The organism is Arthrobacter sp. NPDC056727 (genome assembly GCF_042790555.1).
GTDB lineage: Bacteria > Actinomycetota > Actinomycetes > Actinomycetales > Micrococcaceae > Arthrobacter.
The window spans coordinates 1-18542 of the sequence record NZ_JBHTZA010000031.1 but is presented as its reverse complement, the minus strand read 5'-3'; the positions used below and the strand labels follow the sequence as shown (position 1 = coordinate 18542).

General features: G+C 67.7%; 18 protein-coding genes. 16 read left to right on the top strand and 2 right to left on the bottom strand.

All coding sequences use genetic code 11. The annotated features are described in order from the left end of the window. Window positions 1-94 precede the first annotated feature (94 nt). From recA to dapF, 6 genes are read left to right on the top strand one after another with little or no spacing between them, the layout of a single operon-like run. A complete protein-coding gene (gene recA, locus ACFRAH_RS21765; RefSeq protein ID WP_377992987.1) occupies window positions 95-1147 on the top strand; it encodes a recombinase RecA in 1053 nt (350 codons plus the stop codon). Further along, on the top strand, window positions 1134-1799 hold the full coding sequence (locus ACFRAH_RS21760) for a regulatory protein RecX (protein WP_377992986.1): 666 nt from the start codon (window positions 1134-1136) through the stop codon (window positions 1797-1799). The genes recA and ACFRAH_RS21760 overlap by 14 nt, the downstream gene beginning before the upstream one ends. Window positions 1800-1856: 57 nt before the next feature. Then, window positions 1857-3407 carry a tRNA (N6-isopentenyl adenosine(37)-C2)-methylthiotransferase MiaB gene (gene miaB / locus ACFRAH_RS21755; RefSeq protein ID WP_377992985.1) on the top strand — a complete coding sequence of 517 codons (1551 nt, stop codon included), beginning with the start codon at window positions 1857-1859 and terminating at the stop codon, window positions 3405-3407. A 4-nt stretch (window positions 3408-3411) separates the two neighbouring features. After that, the gene (miaA, locus tag ACFRAH_RS21750; protein WP_377992984.1) at window positions 3412-4311 is read left to right on the top strand and encodes a tRNA (adenosine(37)-N6)-dimethylallyltransferase MiaA; all 900 of its coding nucleotides are present in this window, start codon (window positions 3412-3414) and stop codon (window positions 4309-4311) included. Between the two features lie 31 nt (window positions 4312-4342). Continuing rightward, window positions 4343-5314 carry a DMT family transporter gene (locus tag ACFRAH_RS21745; protein ID WP_377992983.1) on the top strand — a complete coding sequence of 324 codons (972 nt, stop codon included), beginning with the start codon at window positions 4343-4345 and terminating at the stop codon, window positions 5312-5314. Continuing rightward, a complete protein-coding gene (dapF, locus tag ACFRAH_RS21740) occupies window positions 5311-6255 on the top strand; it encodes a diaminopimelate epimerase (RefSeq protein ID WP_377992982.1) in 945 nt (314 codons plus the stop codon). Before ACFRAH_RS21745 ends, dapF begins: the two co-directional genes overlap by 4 nt. Here the strand turns inward: dapF and ACFRAH_RS21735 are convergent. Further along, window positions 6236-6850 (bottom strand): class I SAM-dependent methyltransferase, encoded by a 615-nt coding sequence (locus tag ACFRAH_RS21735; RefSeq protein ID WP_377992981.1) that lies wholly within the window; start codon window positions 6848-6850, stop codon window positions 6236-6238. The two genes, dapF and ACFRAH_RS21735, sit on opposite strands and share 20 nt — an antisense overlap. Before the next feature lie 377 nt (window positions 6851-7227). Between ACFRAH_RS21735 and hflX the strand changes: the two genes are divergently transcribed. Next, complete coding sequence (gene hflX / locus ACFRAH_RS21730; protein ID WP_377992980.1) at window positions 7228-8805, top strand: GTPase HflX; 1578 nt, start codon at window positions 7228-7230, stop codon at window positions 8803-8805. Continuing rightward, a complete protein-coding gene (locus ACFRAH_RS21725) occupies window positions 8798-10855 on the top strand; it encodes an ATP-dependent DNA helicase (RefSeq protein WP_377992979.1) in 2058 nt (685 codons plus the stop codon). Before hflX ends, ACFRAH_RS21725 begins: the two co-directional genes overlap by 8 nt. Before the next feature lie 67 nt (window positions 10856-10922). Here the strand turns inward: ACFRAH_RS21725 and lexA are convergent, their stop codons facing one another. Then, complete coding sequence (gene lexA, locus ACFRAH_RS21720) at window positions 10923-11669, bottom strand: transcriptional repressor LexA (protein ID WP_377992978.1); 747 nt, start codon at window positions 11667-11669, stop codon at window positions 10923-10925. A gap of 506 nt (window positions 11670-12175) precedes the next feature. Here lexA and ACFRAH_RS21715 point away from each other — a divergent pair. The 8 genes from ACFRAH_RS21715 to ACFRAH_RS21680 all read left to right on the top strand — a co-directional run bounded on the left by ACFRAH_RS21715 (window position 12176) and on the right by ACFRAH_RS21680 (window position 18468). After that, window positions 12176-12520 (top strand): LysM peptidoglycan-binding domain-containing protein, encoded by a 345-nt coding sequence (locus ACFRAH_RS21715; RefSeq protein WP_377992977.1) that lies wholly within the window; start codon window positions 12176-12178, stop codon window positions 12518-12520. Window positions 12521-12655: 135 nt separating this feature from the next. Then, the gene (locus ACFRAH_RS21710) at window positions 12656-13774 is read left to right on the top strand and encodes a histidinol-phosphate transaminase (RefSeq protein ID WP_377992976.1); all 1119 of its coding nucleotides are present in this window, start codon (window positions 12656-12658) and stop codon (window positions 13772-13774) included. Between the two features lie 59 nt (window positions 13775-13833). Then, entirely contained in the window at window positions 13834-14460 is a 627-nt protein-coding gene (gene hisB, locus ACFRAH_RS21705) for an imidazoleglycerol-phosphate dehydratase HisB (protein WP_003798736.1), read from the top strand. Next, window positions 14457-15194 carry an imidazole glycerol phosphate synthase subunit HisH gene (gene hisH, locus ACFRAH_RS21700; protein WP_377992975.1) on the top strand — a complete coding sequence of 246 codons (738 nt, stop codon included), beginning with the start codon at window positions 14457-14459 and terminating at the stop codon, window positions 15192-15194. The genes hisB and hisH overlap by 4 nt, the downstream gene beginning before the upstream one ends. Then, window positions 15195-15353: a hypothetical protein gene (locus ACFRAH_RS21695; RefSeq protein ID WP_377992974.1), complete on the top strand. Its 159-nt coding sequence runs from the start codon at window positions 15195-15197 to the stop codon at window positions 15351-15353. 74 nt (window positions 15354-15427) lie between these two features. Next, window positions 15428-16174, top strand: a complete 747-nt coding sequence (gene priA, locus ACFRAH_RS21690) for a bifunctional 1-(5-phosphoribosyl)-5-((5-phosphoribosylamino)methylideneamino)imidazole-4-carboxamide isomerase/phosphoribosylanthranilate isomerase PriA (protein ID WP_377992973.1) — start codon at window positions 15428-15430, stop codon at window positions 16172-16174. A gap of 57 nt (window positions 16175-16231) precedes the next feature. Continuing rightward, window positions 16232-17110: an SseB family protein gene (locus ACFRAH_RS21685; RefSeq protein ID WP_377993017.1), complete on the top strand. Its 879-nt coding sequence runs from the start codon at window positions 16232-16234 to the stop codon at window positions 17108-17110. Window positions 17111-17166: 56 nt separating this feature from the next. Further along, a complete protein-coding gene (locus tag ACFRAH_RS21680; RefSeq protein ID WP_377992972.1) occupies window positions 17167-18468 on the top strand; it encodes an MFS transporter in 1302 nt (433 codons plus the stop codon). Window positions 18469-18542: the final 74 nt, after the last annotated feature.

The window sequence follows — 18542 nt, the reverse complement described above, 5'->3', positions numbered from 1 at the left end:
GCAATAATGTCAGCGGGTGGCACTAGCGTCGGTGATGACAGACAAAGGGCCGCAGAGGCCCCTCCAAAGCGAGAAAGCATTAGAGGTGTGAACCATGGCGGCAGCCCCGGATCGTGAAAAGGCGCTGGAAGCAGCGCTCGCGCAGATTGACAAGCAGTTCGGCAAGGGATCGATCATGCGGCTGGGCGACGAAACACGCGCCCCGATCGAAGTCATCCCCACAGGCTCCATCGCGCTGGACGTCGCACTGGGAATCGGAGGCCTTCCGCGGGGCCGCGTCATTGAGATCTATGGCCCCGAATCGTCAGGTAAAACCACGGTCGCCCTGCATGCCGTGGCCAACGCCCAGCGCAACGGCGGCATTGCAGCGTTCATCGACGCCGAGCACGCCCTCGATCCGGAGTACGCCGCCAAGCTCGGCGTGGACACGGACGCGCTGCTCGTCTCCCAGCCGGACACCGGTGAACAGGCCCTCGAGATCATGGACATGCTGGTGGGCTCCGGCTCGCTGGACATCGTGGTCATCGACTCCGTGGCAGCCCTGGTGCCGCGCGCGGAAATCGAAGGCGACATGGGAGACAGCCACGTCGGCCTGCAGGCGCGCCTCATGAGCCAGGCCCTGCGAAAGATCACCGGACGGCTGAGCCAGACCAAGACCACCGCCATCTTCATCAACCAGCTGCGTGAAAAGATCGGGGTGTTCTTCGGCTCACCGGAAACCACCACTGGTGGCAAGGCACTGAAGTTCTACGCCTCCGTGCGTATCGACGTCCGCCGCATCCAGACCCTGAAGGAAGGTGCCGACTCCGTCGGTAACCGCACCAAGGCCAAGATCGTCAAGAACAAGATGGCCCCGCCCTTCAAGATCGCCGAGTTCGACATCATCTACGGCCAGGGCATCTCCCGCGAGGGCGGCATCATCGACATGGGCGTGGAGCACGGCATCATCAAGAAGTCCGGCTCATGGTTCACCTACGACGGCGACCAGCTTGGCCAGGGCATGGAGAACTCGCGCCGCTTCCTGCGCGACAACCCCGAACTCGCCGCGGAACTCGAGCGCCTGATCAAGGAAAAGCTCGGCGTGGGAACCAAGCCTGCTGCCGACGCTGAAGCCTCACCGAAGCTGAAGGCCGTTGACGGCTTCTAGCAAACGCCGGTCCCCTTCGGCCTTCGCCAAGGCCGGAGGGGACCGCACGGCAGGGGCCGGTCCGGAACCCGACCAGGACCGCGAGGCGGATCCGGCATCTGTGGCCCGCGCCATCGTCCTGCGCCAACTGACCGCATCACCCAAGAGCCGCCTGCAGCTGGAACGCAAGCTGGCCGAGCGCAACGTGCCGGAGGACATCGCCGCGGCTGTCCTGGACCGGTTCGAAGAGGTCAGGCTCGTGGACGACGCCGAATTCGCGGACATGTGGGTACGGAGCAGGTCGCAAACGCGGAGGCTGGCCAAGGGGGCGCTTCGGCGCGAACTCGCGGAAAAGGGCATTGACGCCGATACGGCGGCGTCCGCCCTGGAGCAGCTGAGCGACGAGGACGAAGAAGCTGCCGCGCGCCATCTCGTGGAACGCAAGCTGCGGCCGGGAACGGACCTGACAGACCGGGCCGAACGGGACAAGACCACGCGGCGCCTTGCATCCATGCTTGCACGCAAGGGGTACCAGCCGGCGCAGGCCTTCCGGATCGTGGGCGAGGTCCTGGACGCTGCGGCCGGCGGTGCAGCGCATTACGAGGGAACAGCGCATTACGAGGGAACTGCGCATTACGAGGGAACTGCGGATTACGAGCACCCGGCGCACTAGGAGGGCACCGGCAGGCCACCGCTCACCGGCAGTGAGCGCACCCGTTACCCTTAATGGGTGAGTCTGACCTATCCTTCCCCCGCAACCGGCACCGAAAACGCAACAACTGACGATGCCGCTGTGCACCGCACCTACCAGGTGCGAACGTTCGGCTGCCAGATGAACGTTCACGACTCCGAGCGCATGGCGGGCATGCTGGAGGCCGCCGGCTATGTGCCGGCCGACGGTGCCCAAGCCGACGTCGTTGTCTTCAACACCTGCGCGGTGCGGGAAAACGCCGACAACAAGCTCTACGGCAACCTCGGCCAACTGGCGCCGATCAAGGCAGCCAACCCGGGAATGCAGATCGCAGTCGGCGGCTGCCTCGCCCAGAAGGACCGCGAAACCATCCTGAAGAAGGCGCCCTGGGTCGATGCGGTCTTCGGCACGCACAACGTCGGCGCCCTGCCCGCGCTGCTGGACAGGGCCCGCCACAACAACGAGGCGCAGCTGGAGATCCTCGAGTCGCTGGCCGTCTTCCCCTCCACGCTGCCCACCAAGCGCGACTCCGTCTACTCCGGCTGGGTCTCCATTTCGGTCGGCTGCAACAACACCTGCACTTTCTGTATCGTCCCTGCCCTGCGCGGCAAGGAGAAGGACCGCCGGCCCGGGGAGATCCTCGCCGAGGTCCAGGCTCTGGTGGATGACGGTGCCATCGAAGTGACCCTGCTCGGCCAGAACGTGAACTCGTACGGGGTGGAGTTCGGCGACCGCCAGGCCTTTTCCAAGCTGCTGCGGGCCTGCGGTGAGATCCCGGGCCTCGAACGTGTGCGCTTCACCAGCCCCCACCCGGCGGCGTTCACCGATGACGTCATCGACGCCATGGCCGAGACGCCCAATGTCATGCCGCAGCTGCACATGCCGCTCCAGTCCGGCTCGGACAAGGTGCTGCGGGACATGAAGCGTTCCTACCGGTCGGCAAAGTTCCTCGGCATCCTCGACAAGGTCCGTGCCAAGATGCCGCACGCTGCGATCTCCACGGACATCATTGTCGGATTCCCGGGGGAGACGGAGGAGGACTTCCGGGCCACGCTGGACGTCGTCGAAAAGTCGCGCTTCGCCACCGCCTTCACCTTCCAGTACTCCAAGCGGCCCGGTACCCCGGCCGCGGACCTGCCGGACCAGCTGCCCAAGGCCGTCGTACAGGAACGCTTTGAGCGCCTGACTGCGCTTCAGGACCGCATCGCAGCGGAAGAGAACGCCAAACAGCTGGGACGCCGTGTCGAGGTCATGGTCACAGCCCAGTCCGGCCGGAAGTCCGAGGAGACCCACCGCCTTTCGGGCCGTTCACAGGACCAGCGACTGGTCCACTTCACCGTTCCCGAAGGAGCTCCTGCCCCGAGGCCCGGCGACCTGGTGACAGTCACGGTTACCGAAGCGGCCGCCTTCCACCTTATCGCCGATCCGGCCACCGCAGCCGACTACTCCCTGCGCCGGTCCCGCGCCGGCGATGCCTGGGACCGGGCGCAGGCCGACTCCTGCGGCGTCCCAACACCGGGTGCAGCGGCCCCGGGCGGCAGGACCGGCGTGTCGCTCGGCATGCCGTCGCTCCCGGTCCGGGGCCGCTGACCCGGTGGCGGGCCAGCCCCCTGTCATAGCGGTCGTCGGATCCACCGGATCGGGCAAATCCGACCTGGCCGTCGAACTTGCCCTGTCCCTGAACGGCGAGGTGATCAACGCCGACGCCATGCAGTTCTACCGCGGCATGGACATCGGCACCGCGAAGGTCACGGAGGCCGAACAAAAGGGCGTCCGGCACCACCTGCTGGACATCCTGGACGTGACGCAGGAGGCGTCGGTGTCCGATTTCCAGCAGCAGGCGAGAGCCGCCGTCGCCGACATCCACCGCCGCGGCAAGCGTGCGATCCTGGCCGGTGGGTCCGGCCTCTACGTACGCGCCGCCCTGGACGTGCTGGACTTCCCGGGAACCGACCCGGAAATCCGCGGCCGGCTTGAGCGGGAAAATGCCGTGGCAGGGACGGGCGTGCTGCTGGACCGGCTCCGGGCAGTGGATCCCGTTTCCGCGGGGCGCCTCGGCGATGCGCGCCGCATCATCCGCGCGCTGGAGGTGTTCGAGCTGACGGGCCGCCCGTTCAGCTCCTTCATGCCAACCCGCGAGTATTACCAGCCGGCCATCCAGATCGGGCTGGAGGTTGACCGGGAACAGCTGCGGGACCGGCTCGCTATCCGGGTGCACCGGATGGTGGAGCGGGGACTGCTGGCGGAGGTCGAACGGCTGGACGCCCAAGGCCTTCGGCGGGGCAAGACCGCACCCCGCGCGCTGGGCTACTCCCAGTTCCTCAAAGTGCTCGACGGCGAGGCGGACGTGCCGCAGGCAGCCGAAGAAACCGTCGTGGCCACCAGGCAGTTTGCCCGCCGGCAGCTGACGTGGTTCCGGGCCGACCCCCGCATCAGTTGGCTGGACTGGCAGGACCCGGAGCTGGCTGCCAAGGCGGCAGCCCTCTCCGGCTGAGCAGGCACCAACGTACTGACGAAAGACCCTTATGACCCTTGCAGTGGCCACCAAGTCCAAGCGCTCCTCGCGGCGGGCCCTGACAGTTGCGATCGCCTCGCTGTTGGGGGCAACGCTGTTCTGGGCCGGCAACTACGTTGTCGGGGCCGGCGCGGTCGAGAGCATCGACCCCCTCAGCCTCGTGTTGCTGCGCTGGTCACTCGCCCTGGTTCCGCTGCTGGCCATTGCCCACGTGGTGGAGCGCCCGCACTGGCGGCAGGTACTGGCCGCGTGGCCGTGGCTGATCGCCCTCAGTGTCTTCGGACTGCTGGGCTACAACCTGCTTCTGTACACGGCTCTGGAACACACAGATGCCTTCAGCGCGTCCCTCATCAACGCGTTCAACCCGGCACTGATCACCCTGGCAGCGGCCGCATTCCTTCGGGAGCGTCTGACCCGCAGGGCTGTTGGCGGGGTCCTGATCGCGCTGGCCGGAGTGCTGCTGGTCCTCAGCAACGGCGACCTGGACAAGCTCCTGCATGCGGGATTCGGAACCGGCGAACTGTTCATGATCGGGGCCATCGCAGCGTGGTCCGCCTACACGATCACCGGGCGCCTGGCCCCGCCGCTGCCGCCGATAACCGCCACAGCCATGCAGGCCGGGATCACCGTTGCCGTGCTCACGCCACTCAGCTTCGCCGCCGGCGGCCCGGCCCTGCCGCCCACGCAGGGCGCCATCATTTCGCTGGCCTTCATCGCCCTCTTCCCGTCTGTGATGTCGTACCTGCTCTGGAACCGCGCCCTGACAGTCATCCCGGCCGGCAAAGCCGGGGTGTTCCTCAACCTCATCACCGTCTTTACAGCCTTCTTCACCATCCTCGCCGGGCATCCCTACTCCATGGCCCAGATAACAGGGGGTGGGATCGTGATCGCCGGCATCCTCCTGACCGGCGCCCGCGGCCACCGTGCCGGATCCTGGCCGTTTTCCCGGCGCCGCCGGCAGCCGGGTAACCTTGAACCATGAATGAAACCCTTGCAGAAACAGCCCGGCCCGCCGCCACCACACTGAGCGGACTGCGGTTCTCCAAGGGCCATGGCACAGGCAACGACTTCGTCCTGGTCGCCGACCCGGAGGGCGTGCACGCCATCTCCGCGGAGCAGGTCGCCCAGCTGTGCGACCGCCACCGCGGCATCGGCGGCGACGGCCTCATCCGCGCCGTCCCGTCCCGGCTCCTTGACGAGGGCCGCCAGGTGCTTGCCGAAAACCCCGACGCCGAATGGTTCATGGACTACCGGAACGGGGACGGTTCCCTGTCCGAAATGTGCGGCAACGGCGTGCGCGTCTTTGTCCACTTCCTCCTGGCCGAAGGCCTGGCGGAACTTCCCGCCGGCGGTTCGCTGACCATCGGCACCCGCGGCGGCGTTAAGACCATTGTCCGCACAGGTGACGGTTACGCTGTCGACATGGGCCCCTGGGAGTTCATTTTCCCCGACGAGGCAGCGGCCCGCGCCATGGACTCACTCGTCAGCGCCGACGGTCTCGAGGTGCCGCGGCCGGCGCTGTCCGTCAGCATGGGCAACCCCCACACCGTCGTTGCCCTTGCCGAGCTGTCCGAACTCCGGGACACCAGGCTGTTTACCGCCCCGCACGTCGACCCGACCCCGGCCAACGGCACCAACGTTGAGTTCGTTGTACCGGCCGAGCCGCTGGTGCACGACGGCGTGGGCACCGTGACCATGCGCGTCCACGAACGCGGCGTCGGCGAAACTCAGTCCTGCGGCACCGGCGCCTGCGCGGCTGCGGTGGCCATCCGCCACTGGGCCGGGCAGGGCGCCCCGGACGCCTGGCAGGTAAAGGTGCCGGGCGGCGTTGTGGGCGTGAAGTTCTTCACCGTTGCCGGCGGCCGCGAGCACGTTGAACTCAGCGGCCCGGCAACGATTGTTGCTACCGGGACGCTTTCCTGACCCGCAGGACCCTGAACGACTTGGACGTGCTTTCCCGCGTCACCGTGAAGGAATCATCCAGCACCTCGGCCAGCCAGCGCTGAAGCGAATCCGAGCCCAGGTTCTTCTGCACCACCAGCCACGCTGAACCGCCCGGCGCCAGCCTCGGCAGCCACATCAGCAGGAGGGAGTGCAGTTCATCCTTGCCGATCCGGATCGGCGGATTGGACCAGATGGTGTCGAATCGGATTTCGGGATCCACGTCCTCCGGCGTGCTGGCGCTGACGTTGGCCAGCCCAAGCAGTGCGGCATTTTCGTTCGTGAGCGTGATGCAGCGCTCGTTGACGTCCACCGCGTAGACCTGCGCGTGCGGTGCCCGGAGGGCCATGGTCAGGGCGATGGGCCCCCAGCCGCAGCCGATGTCGAGCAGGTTCCCCTGCGGTGCCGGGGCGGGCACATCGGACAGCAGAATGGCCGTCCCCTTGTCGATGCCGTCGGGGCTGAAGATGCCGGACGAGGTCTGCAGCTTCCGCGTTTCACCGGCCAGTTCCACTGTGAGGGGCTTGCGGGTGAACGGCCCCGCAGGTGAGGCGCTGAAATAGTGGGCAGACTCCATAACTGGCCAGATTAGTGGGCTGCCCGCCGGATGGGAAACCAGGCGTGCGCGAAAACCGGTAGCCGCGTTCTGCTATCCTTGAACGCATGTTCCTGATTTTTGAGTAGCCGGCATTTCTTTGCCCGCGGCGTTTAGCCGCCGGCACCGGCCCGGGGCGCCCTCCCACGCGATGCAGGTGTAACACCTTCCGCCGTGGCACAGCCAAAACAGCGCAGCCCAAACAGCACTCGATCAGTCCACTTCCCGCCGTCCAGCGTGTCCGCTGCCGGCATGTCAGGAGCACCTCCATGACCCCTCGCAGTCAGCCCAGCGCGAATACCGCAGCCAACGGCGGCAATCAGCACTATTCTGAAGATGCAGAACCTTCAAAGGAGACCATGACCAATCAGCAAAATTCCGGATCCGAGCCAGCCGCCCAGGACATGAGTCCCGAGGAGATCCAGGCTGTCATCGACCGGATCCTCGCCAAGGACGTCCCGGCCAGGAACGCAGCGGCAGCCGATGGCAGCCGCGCCGACAGCAAGGGTGTCCTGGGTAAGGCGCAGGCCATCTCGCAGCTCTCCGAAGAGCACAGCACATTCGACGGCGACCAGCAGGATCTCGAGGAACGGCGGGCTCTGCGGCGCACAGCCGGGCTGTCCACCGAACTTGAAGACGTCACCGAAGTCGAATACCGGCAGCTGCGCCTGGAACGGGTTGTCCTCGCAGGTCTTTGGACTGAAGGCACGCTCGCCGACGCCGAAAACTCGCTGCGCGAACTCGCCGCGCTGGCGGAAACAGCGGGCTCGGAAGTCCTTGACGGACTCGTCCAGCGGCGCGCCAAGCCGGACCCCGGCACGTTCCTGGGGTCGGGCAAGGCCTTGGAACTCAAGGACGTCGTGATGTCCACCGGCGCCGACACCGTCGTGGTGGACGCCGAGCTCGCGCCGTCCCAGCGTCGCGGCCTTGAAGACATCGTCAAGGTGAAGGTCATCGACCGCACCGCCCTCATCCTCGACATCTTCGCCCAGCATGCCAAGAGCCGCGAAGGCAAGGCACAGGTGGAGCTGGCACAGCTCGAATACCTCCTCCCGCGCCTCCGTGGCTGGGGTGAATCCATGTCCCGCCAGGCCGGTGGCCAGGTGGGCGGCGCAGGCGCCGGCATGGGCTCCCGTGGTCCCGGTGAAACCAAGATCGAACTGGACAGGCGGAGGATCCGTACCCGGATGGCCAAGCTGCGGCGCGAGATCGCCGCGATGAAGCCGGCACGGGAGACCAAACGGGCCAACCGCCGTCGTAATGAAGTCCCCTCCGTGGCCATCGCCGGGTATACCAACGCCGGGAAGTCCTCGCTGCTGAACCGCCTGACCGACGCCGGCGTCCTGGTGGAGAACGCCCTGTTCGCCACCCTGGACCCCACTGTCCGCAAGGCTGAGACGTCCGATGGCATGGGCTATACCCTGGCTGACACCGTGGGCTTCGTCCGTTCGCTTCCCACCCAGCTGGTGGAGGCCTTCCGCTCCACACTGGAGGAAGTTGCGGATGCAGACCTGATCCTGCACGTCGTGGACGTGTCCCACCCGGACCCGGAAGGCCAGATCGCCGCCGTGCGCTCGGTGTTCGCCGAAGTGGACGCCCGCAAGGTGCCCGAGATCATCGTCCTGAACAAGGCCGACGCCGCCGACCCCTTTGTGGTGGAGCGGCTCAAGCAGCGCGAACCGCGGCACGTGGTGGTTTCGGCCCGTACGGGGGAGGGCATTGCCGAGCTGCTCAAAGCCATCAGCGAGGCCATCCCGCGGCCGAACGTCAAGATGCAGCTCCTCGTCCCGTACCACCGTGGCGACCTCATCAGTAAGCTCCATGACTCCGACGCGGAGATCCTGAGCCTCGACCACGAAGAGGGCGGAACCCGCGCCGTGGTCATGGTGCGGGAAGGACTTGCGGCTGAACTGGAATCCTTCACCACCAATGACTGACGGGGCGGCAGCCGCAGCGGGTGCCACGGCCGGCGAGCAGCGTGTGCTTGACCTGCTCGACCGTGCCGTGGCAGGCATGGGCGGCCAAAGCCGCACCGGCCAGCACGAGATGGCCCGGCAGGTGGCACGCGCAATCGAAACGGGAGACCATCTGCTGGTTCAGGCCGGCACGGGAACCGGCAAGTCGCTGGCTTACCTGATCCCGCTCATCGCGCACTCGCTGGAGAGCAACAAGCCTGCGCTGGTATCGACCGCCACCCTTGCCCTGCAGACCCAGATCGTGGGCCGGGACCTTCCCCGGCTGCTGGAAAGCCTCAAACCAGCACTCGACCGGCCTGTGAAAATTGCGTTGGTCAAGGGCCGCGCCAACTACGTCTGCCGGCACAAGCTGGAGGGCGGCTTTCCCTCCGAGGAACCATCGGAGGGCCAGCTCTTCTCACTCGGCGAGGACACCAGCGTCCCGCACTTCGCTGCGGCGATGGGCGGCCCCTCCTCGCAGCTCGGCAAGGAAGTGGTCCGGCTCCGCGAATGGGCGGAGCAGACCACCACCGGTGACAGGGACGAGCTGCTGCCCGGCGTCACGGACCGCGCCTGGCGGCAGGTGTCTGTCACCTCCATGGAATGCCTCGGCTCGCAGAAGTGCCCCCTCGCCGAAGAGTGCTTCAGTGAACTTGCCCGGCACAACGCCGCGGAAGCCGACGTCGTGGTGACCAACCATGCCATGCTCGCCGTCAGCGCCTTCGAAGGGCTGGCGGTGCTGCCGGAGTACGACGTCGTGGTGGTGGACGAGGCGCATGAACTCCAGGACCGGGTCACCGGCGCCGTTTCGGGGCAGCTCTCGGTGGCCATGGTCCACGCCGCAGCGTCAGGCGCCCGCAAGCACACAGGCATTACCGTTGACGCCCTCAACACCGCGGCCGCCAACCTCGAGGTGGCTCTCGCCGGCGTACCCAGCGGCCTGCTGCCCAACGGGCTCAACGACGAACAGCTGGACTGCGTGGACCAGCTTCGTGAGGCCTGCCGGGCGGCACTGTCCGATTCCAAGGGTGACAGCAACACCACGGCCGACGGCGGGCGGCAGCTCGCGCGGTCCCGTCTGCTGGCGATTTTGGAGCTTTGTGAACGGCTCATCGCCGCCCGGGAAAACCGCGAGGTGGTCTGGTTCTCCCGGAACAGCACCTTTGATCCCCAGCAGGGGTACTCGGCGCCCGACGAGACCGCCCCGGCACTGGTCAACATCGCGCCGCTCAGCGTGGCAGGCCGGCTCAGGGAAGGCCTGTTCGCCGGGCATACCGTGGTGCTGACATCGGCCACGCTCGCCATCGGCTCTGCATTCGAACCCGCGGCCGGCGGCCTGGGCCTGGTGGGCGACGGCGCGCCGAGCTGGACCGGCGTCGACGTCGGTTCGCCCTTTGACTACCCGCGGCAGGGCATCCTCTATGTGGCGGGCCACCTTCCGAAGCCCGGCCGCGGCACGTCACCCGAGGCGCTGGACGAACTCGAGTCACTGATCCGCGCCTCCGGCGGGGGAGCGCTGTGCCTGTTTTCCTCGCGGCGGGCCGCAGAGGAAGCGGCAGACACCCTGCGCACCCGGCTGGATGTCAGCATTCTCTGCCAGGGCGAGTCCACCATGACGGCCCTCGTGAAGCAGTTCGCCGATGAGCCCGACACCTGCCTGTTCGGCACCATGTCACTGTGGCAGGGCGTCGACGTACCGGGCGGTTCGTGCCGCCTGGTGGTGATCGACAGGATTCCCTTCCCGCGGCCGGACGATCCGCTGATGACCGCGCGGTCGCGGGCTGTCGCCCAGGCCGGCGGCAACGGCTTCATGTCCGTATCCGCCACGCACGCGGCCATCAGGCTTGCCCAGGGCGCGGGACGGCTCATCCGGTCCACGAACGACAAGGGCGTGGTGGCGGTGCTGGACTCGCGGCTGTCCACAGAACGTTACGGCGGATTCCTGCGGGCCGCCCTGCCGCCGTTCTGGCCCACAACAGACCGGAAGACCGCCGTGGCTGCACTCGAGCGGCTCGCCGGCGCGCAGGCATAACGAAGCCCCGGGCGGCTAGCGCTGCCCGGGGCTTGAGGCTTTCAGGGTGACGTTCCGGGGCAGGAAGCTACAGCGAACGGAGTACGGAAACCACCTTGCCCATAACAACGGCGTGGTCGCCGAGGATGGGCTCGTACTGGGTGTTTTGCGGTAGCAGCCAGGTGTGGCCGTCGCGCTGCCGGAACGTCTTGACCGTGGCTTCATCGTCGAGCAGCGCCGCGACGATGTCACCGTTGACGGCGTCGCTTTGCCGGCGGACCACAACCCAGTCCCCGTCGCAGATGGCGGCGTCCACCATGGAGTCGCCGGCGACCTTGAGCATAAAGAGTTCGCCGTGGCCCACCAGCTGGCGGGGCAGCGGCATCAGGTCCTCCACCATCTGGTCGGCGAGAATGGGGCCGCCTGCGGCGATCCGGCCCACCAGTGGCACCATGGCGGTGTCCATCGCGCTGGGCAGCTCGGACACGGTGGCGCCTGCCGGGCTCAGGGCGGGGGCTTTGTCCGCGCTGCCGGGCTTTGCCGTCCCCGCATCCAGAGTGAGCGGCATCAGGACCTCCATGGCGCGCGGCCGCTTGGGGTCGCGACGCAGGTAGCCGAGCTTTTCCAGCTGCGAGAGCTGGTGCGTCACGCTGGACAGGCTGGCCAGCCCGACGGTGTCGCCGATTTCCCGCATCGACGGCGGGTAGCCGTTATCGTTCACCGATCGCTGGATGGTTTCCAGGATCTTTTTCTGGCGGACGGTGAGTCCTTTGGGGGTCCGCTGAGACCGCGGGCTGCGCTGGGGAGCCTTGCCGTCAGAGGCCTGTGCTGCCATGTTCGCCAACGCCTTTCCGTTCCTCCCGGCGCTGTAGCTGCAGTTGCCGGGAACTTCCGGCCTGAAAAATGTCAGACCCTGCTGATCAACTGCAGATGTGGTTGTTCTGTGATTTCCAACGTAGGCCAGCCATACAGCTTTTTCAAACATTTGTTCTAGCGAGTCTCGACTTAATTCGTTGATAGGTGCTAAAACTAGGAAAAGCAAAGTTCGAACATGTGTTCTAGTGAGGGCGGCTAGTCGGCCCGGTGTTCGAACTGTTTGTTCGAACGCGAGGTAGTACAACCCGGTCCAGGAGGGCTCACGCCATGTCAGCTTCAACGGCTTCAAAAGCTTCAACAGCAGTCCGGTTCACAGGTTCCCGGCGCAGCGCGGCCGGTCGGCGCAGCTCGGCCGGGCACGTGAGCGCAGTTGGTAAGAGCGGCTCAGCCGGGCACGTGAGCGCAGCTGGTGAGCGAGGCGCAGTCCGCCACCTGAGCGCGGTTGGTCAGCCGGGCGCACCGACCGTGTCCGCTGCCGCATCCCGCCCGGGCAAGCCGCCGCGCCTTCGCCTTACCCGCCGCGGGCGGATTGTCCTGATCGGCCTGCCGCTTGTCCTGCTGGCAGCCCTTATCCTGTCCCTGGCGGGGCTTCTGAACTCGCCGGCCAAAGCAGCAGACAACGCCAACGGACTGTCCGTGACGCCCACGGTTTCCGTTACGGTGCAGCCCGGCGAATCGCTCTGGGCCATCGCCGGAAAAGTGGACCCGGACCGCGACCCCCGCGATGTGATTGCGGACATCGTCCAGCTCAACGACCTTCAGGCCGGGAAGGTCATGCCCGGGCAGCAGCTGTATGTGCCCAACAAGTGAGAGCGCGGCGACGTGGGGTCGTCGGGGCATTGCCCTCGAAATGCGGGCGGCAGAAAGCGCCTTCCGGACGCGCCTTCCAGACACCTCGGCCGTCACAGTTTCCGGCCGGCCCTCCGGGTTCCTTAAACTGTCCTGGTGACTGACCAGCTTGAGCGACTGAACCGACTGCCCCTCCGGACCAACCTGAAGGGGCTGAGCCCTTACGGCGCACCGCAGTTGGATGTTCCGATCCTGCTCAACGTCAACGAGAACACCCATGGCGTGCCCGCCGACGTGCGGGCGGCAATTACCGCGGCGGTATCCGAGGCCGCCGCCGGGCTCAACCGGTACCCCGACCGCGAATTCACCGACCTTCGCGAAGCCCTGGCGGAATACCTGGGCCACGGCCTCGGCGCGGACAACCTCTGGGCAGCCAACGGCTCCAACGAGGTCCTCCAGCAGATCCTCCAGGCCTTCGGCGGCCCGGGCCGCTCGCTCCTGAGCTTTCCCCCGACGTACTCCATGTACCCGTTGCTCGCCAGCGGCACCGACACCGCCTACATCGCCGGCAAGCGTGCCGGTGACTACGGCCTCAGCGCCGAGTCCGCCGCCCGGCAGGTCCGCGAACTGCAGCCCAACATCGTCTTCCTGTGCTCACCCAACAACCCCACCGGCACCGGTCTGGGCCTTGATGTGGTCGAAGCTGTCTACGAGGCAGGCGAGGCAAGCCAGGCCGTGGTGGTCGTGGATGAGGCCTACCACGAGTTTGCCCATGACGGCACGCCCAGCGCACTTACGCTGCTGCCCGGCCGGGAACGGCTCATCGTCTCCCGGACCATGAGCAAGGCGTTCGCGCTTGCCGGCGCCCGCCTCGGCTACATGGCAGCGGCCCCCGAGGTGACCGATGCCCTCCGGCTGGTGCGCCTGCCCTACCACCTCTCGGCCGTCACGCAGGCAACCGCCCTCGCTGCGCTGCAGCACCGGGAAGCACTCATGGCGGACGTCCAGGACATCAAGCGCCAGCGCGACCGGATCGTGGCGGAGCTGACGCGGATGGGGCTGCGGCCGGCGGCGTCCGACTCCAACTACGTCTTCTTTGGCGGCCTGGAAAACCCCCATGAGGTCTGGCAGGGGTTGCTGGACGCCGGGGTGCTCGTCCGGGACGTCGGCATTGCCGGCCACCTGCGGGTCACCGCCGGCACTGAGACCGAAACCACAGCCTTCCTGGAGACGCTGGAAAGCATCCTGGCCGGGCAGGCAGCACTTCCGGCCTAAACTTGACCATGGACCATGTCTGGTCCGCCCCCATCCTTCGTCAAAGGACACCTATCACCATGAGCGACACCGGAATCAAGGCTGCCGAGGCACGGACTGCACGCATGGAGCGCGCCACCAGCGAATCCTCCGTGCTGGTGGAGATCAACCTCGACGGCACCGGAGTGTCGGACATCAGCACGTCGGTCCCGTTCTATGACCACATGCTGACGGCGCTGTGCAAGCACTCACTGATCGACATGACCGTCAAGGCCACCGGCGATACCCACATTGACGTGCACCACACGGTGGAGGACGTTGCCATCACGTTCGGCGAGGTTCTGCGCACAGCCCTGGGCAACAAGGCGGGCATCCGCCGCTTCGGCGAGGCCACCGTGCCCCTGGACGAGGCCCTGGCGCACGCCGTCGTCGACGTCTCCGGCCGGCCCTACCTGGTGCACGGCGGCGAGCCCGCCGGGCAGGAGTACCACCTGATCGGCGGCCACTTCACGGGATCGCTGACCCGGCACGTGTTCGAGGCCATCACGCTGCACGCCGGCATCTGCCTGCACATGAACGTCATCGCCGGCCGCGACCCGCACCACATCGTGGAAGCCCAGTTCAAGGCCTTCGCCAGGGCGCTCCGCGCGGCCGTCGAGCCGGACCCCCGCGTCGAAGGCATCCCGTCCACCAAGGGGGCACTGTGACCGGAAAAGTACTGCGCGAGGGCGCGATCCTCGATCCTTCGGCCACCCAGAAGCCGGCATCCCCGGAGGGTAAGCCCACCGTCACCGTCCTGGACTACGGCTCGGGCAACGTCCGCTCGGCCGTGCGTGCCCTGGAGCGTGCCGGTGCTGAGGTCATCCTGAGCTCCAAGCCCGAGGACGTGCTGAACGCCGACGGGCTTGTTGTGCCCGGCGTCGGCGCCTTCGAAACGGTAATGCGTGAGCTCAAGGCCGTGGACGGCATCCGGATGATCGGCCGCCGCGTTGCCGGCGGACGCCCGGTTATGGGCATCTGCGTGGGCCTGCAGGTGCTCTTCGAGGCCGGCGTTGAACACGGAACAGAAGCCGAAGGCATGGGGGAGTGGCCCGGCAAGGTGGAGCTCCTGCCGGCCGAAGTGGTGCCGCACATGGGGTGGAACACCGTCAAGGTTCCCGAAGGCTCCAAGCTGTTCGACGGCGTCGAGGGTGAGCGCTTCTACTTCGTGCACTCGTACGGCGTCCAGAACTGGGATTTCGACGTCATCCAGCCCCGGATGGCCCCGCCGCTGGTCACGTGGTCCGAGCACGGCGCACCCTTCATCGCGGCCGTGGAGAATGGCCCCCTCTGCGCCACCCAGTTCCACCCGGAAAAGTCCGGTGACGCCGGCGCGCGCCTGCTGAAGAACTGGGTCGACGGGCTCCGCGGTTCCCACTCCCGGCAGCCGGCGGACGCCTAAATGTGGTCAATCCTCCTGATGGGACTGGGCGGCCTCCTGGTGGGCGGCGCCCTGTCCTTCAGGCAGCAGCGCAAGCCGCTCTGGATCCAGATCGGCTTCTGCGTGCTGGCGGCCATGTCGCTGCTGGCCGCCTACCTGCTGACCCTCCCCGGCAAGTAACCAACCAAACCGCCGTGTGCGCCGCGGAAGACGGCGCCCACGGGAACCAGCGCCTACAAGAACTGAGGACCCCGATGACCAGCCCAAACGAGCTGCCGGTACTTGAACTGCTGCCCGCCGTCGACGTCGTGAACGGCCAGGCCGTCCGCCTGGTCCAGGGCGAAGCCGGCAGCGAAACGAGCTACGGAACGCCGCTGGAGGCGGCACTGAACTGGCAGCAGCAGGGCGCGGAATGGGTCCACCTGGTGGACCTGGACGCCGCCTTCGGACGCGGCTCGAACGCGGACCTGCTGCGCGAAGTGGTGGGCCGGCTGGACATCAAGGTTGAGCTCTCCGGCGGCCTTCGCGACGACGAGTCCCTGGAGAAGGCACTGGACCTGGGTGTCGCCCGGGTCAACCTCGGCACCGCCGCCCTGGAGAACCCGGAATGGACTGCACGGGCCATCGACCGCTTCGGTGACCGGATCGCCGTCGGCCTGGACGTCCGGGGGACCACCCTCGCCGGACGCGGCTGGACCAAGGAAGGCGGGGACCTGTGGGACGTGCTCGGCCGCCTTGAAGAGGCCGGCTGCGCCCGATACGTGGTCACCGACGTCACCAAGGACGGCACGCTGCAGGGGCCGAACGTTGAGCTGCTGCGCCAGATGGTGGAGAAGACCGGCAAGCCCGTGGTGGCATCCGGCGGCATCTCCAGCCTTGATGACCTGAAGGTGCTACGTTCCCTGGTGCCGCTCGGCGTCGAAGGCGCCATCGTCGGCAAGGCGCTGTACGCCGGCGCCTTCACGCTGCCCGAGGCCCTCGACGTCGCCGGACGCCGCTAGGGCTTCGCCGTGGCCGAGCATCACAGCAACCCCGCGGATGGCGGGCCGGCAGCGGACTTGCCCCTTGCCGGTCGGGGTGCGCAGCCGCGCCGGCTGCCCGGCCACATCGAGGCCGCCCTCGCAAGGGCCGGTGGCGCCACGGATTCTGCCGGCCAGCCCTGGGCCGGGCGCAGCCTCGCCGGTGACGACGCCAAGATCCACAACTTCGAGGACGACGACGGCACAGCCGACGCCGGTTATCTCACCGCAGTCTCCGCTCTTGTTGCGGGCAACGGCGACGAAGCCGCCGTGGTCGCCTCGCTGGCCACTGCCCGCGTCTTTGTCCCCGTGGTCGCCCAACTGGCGGAGGAGGCCGAGGGTGCGCACGGCGTGCACGCCGACAAGCAGGCGGACATGGCGCTGGTCACGCTCAAGGCGCCGGACGGCCGTCTCGCCATGCCAGTCTTCACATCCGCGGGAGCCCTGGCCGCGTGGCATCCGGAGGCGCGGCCCGTGGCCGTCTACGCCGCGAGGGCGGCCTTGTCCGCCGTCTCCGAAGGAGCGGAACTGCTGGTCGTTGACCCCGGTTCCGAGGTGACCTTCGTTGTCCGTCGGCCGGGCGTCTGGGCACTCGCGCAACAGCAGCAGTGGGTGCCCGCCTACCGGGACGCCGAGCTTGCAGCGGTGCTTCGCGCCGGAGCCGAAGGCAAGCCCGCGGTCCGCGGACTCGACGTCCTTCCCGGCGGAGGAGTGGCCACCACCACTGCCTCTGGCCATCGCGTCGAGGGCGGCGGGTCCGGACCGGAACTGCGGGTGGTGCTGTATCTCGAGGATGGCCTTGACGCCGCTGCCGTTCAGGGGCTGGTCGCCGGCCTCCAAGCCGAGTGGAGCCGGAATGTATTGTTTGGTGAGCGCGTTGATTCGATCGAAGTCAAGCTAAGGCGCGCCGCGCAGTAGCCGCCGGGCCCGGGGGTCCGCCGCTGCTGTGCGGCCGCGGAACTGAGGACCCACCTGTGAATTTCAGCCTGTACCGGGAGCTGCTGGCCGTCCGGCCCATCCGCAGGCTCCTGGCCGTCGGCATGATCGCCCGCATTCCCCATTCGGCAGCCGGCGTCCTGCTGACCCTGCACATCGTCCTGACCCTCGGCGAGGGCTATGCCGCGGCGGGAACGGCGGCGGCCGTGATGACCATTGGCATCGCCCTCGGCGCACCGTGGCGCGGCCGCCGGGTGGATACGGCCGGCCTGCGGAAGGCGCTGATCCCGTCGGTGATTTCAGAGACCGTCATCTGGTCCATCGTGCCGCACGTTTCCTACCAGTGGCTGCTGCCGCTCGTGTTCGTGGGCGGCCTGCTGACGCTTCCCATCTTCAGTGTGGTGCGGCAGTCGTTGGGAGTCCTGGCGGACGGTGACCAGCGCCGGACAGCCTTCGCCCTGGATGCGGTCAGTACCGAGATGGTGTTCATGATCGGCCCGGCTGCCGGTGCCGTGGTGGCCACCAGCGGCCATTCCGTGCTGGGGCTGACCGCCGTCGGAGTCTCCACATCGCTGGCCGGACTCTTCCTCATGTGGTTCAACCCGCCCACCCGCAGCGCTGACCGCTCGGAGGCGTGCGAGGCGGACGAGCAGGAGGCCGCACAGGTCGCCGTGGTGGCAGCCGCCCCCGCCCACCTGCAGGAAGCTGCAGCCGAACTCGGTCCGGCGGCAGCGGGCAGCAGGCGGCGGTCGGCTCTGAAGCGCCGGGTGGCACACAGCTTCGGCTGGTTCACCGCTGCGGTGGCCGCGGTGTTCGTCGTTGCCGCCGGCGCAGGCATGGTGCTCAGCGGCACAGACGTGGGCATCGTGGCAGCGCTGGAGACGGGCGGCCACCAGGGCGAGATCGGCGTGGTGTTCCTCTTCTGGTGCGCCGCGTCGGTGGTCGGCGGCCTGGTGTACGGGGCGATGCACCGCCCAGTCTCTCCGTTCCTCCTGTTACTGGGCATGGCGGCCCTGACCATTCCCATGGGCTTCGCCACCGACACGCTGACCCTGAGCCTGCTGTCGCTGCTGCCGGGGCTGCTCTGCGCACCCGTCCTATCGGCCGCTTCCGAGAAAGTCGCCGAACTCGTCGACGAGGCCAGGCGCGGCGAGGCCATGGGCTGGTACGGTTCGGCGCTGACCGCCGGCGTGGCACTGGGAGCTCCGCTGGCCGGAATCTTCATCGACGGCGTCGGGCCTGCGGGCGGCTTCGTGTCCGTCGGCGTGGCAGGTGTGCTGCTGTGCGTCGCGGGGCTTGTCCTGCAGCAGCGCCGCCGCCGCGCCGCTGCCATATGCTGACGGCCGCTGCGGCCTGACGGCCGCCGGCCCCCACGCACAAAAACGGCGGCGGGCCGGCCCCGAGGAGCCGGCCC

Bases quoted from the DNA above. Each gene is read 5' to 3' on its own strand.
- ACFRAH_RS21725 (WP_377992979.1), top strand. From the start codon at position 8,798: ATGACTGACGGGGCGGCAGCCGCAGCGGGTGCCACGGCCGGCGAGCAG.
- hflX (WP_377992980.1), top strand. From the start codon at position 7,228: ATGACCAATCAGCAAAATTCCGGATCCGAGCCAGCCGCCCAGGACATG.
- ACFRAH_RS21745 (WP_377992983.1), top strand. From the start codon at position 4,343: ATGACCCTTGCAGTGGCCACCAAGTCCAAGCGCTCCTCGCGGCGGGCC.
- dapF (WP_377992982.1), top strand. From the start codon at position 5,311: ATGAATGAAACCCTTGCAGAAACAGCCCGGCCCGCCGCCACCACACTG.
- ACFRAH_RS21695 (WP_377992974.1), top strand. From the start codon at position 15,195: ATGTGGTCAATCCTCCTGATGGGACTGGGCGGCCTCCTGGTGGGCGGC.
- recA (WP_377992987.1), top strand. From the start codon at position 95: ATGGCGGCAGCCCCGGATCGTGAAAAGGCGCTGGAAGCAGCGCTCGCG.
- priA (WP_377992973.1), top strand. From the start codon at position 15,428: ATGACCAGCCCAAACGAGCTGCCGGTACTTGAACTGCTGCCCGCCGTC.
- lexA (WP_377992978.1), bottom strand. From the start codon at position 11,669: ATGGCAGCACAGGCCTCTGACGGCAAGGCTCCCCAGCGCAGCCCGCGG.
- hisB (WP_003798736.1), top strand. From the start codon at position 13,834: ATGAGCGACACCGGAATCAAGGCTGCCGAGGCACGGACTGCACGCATG.
- ACFRAH_RS21735 (WP_377992981.1), bottom strand. From the start codon at position 6,850: ATGGAGTCTGCCCACTATTTCAGCGCCTCACCTGCGGGGCCGTTCACC.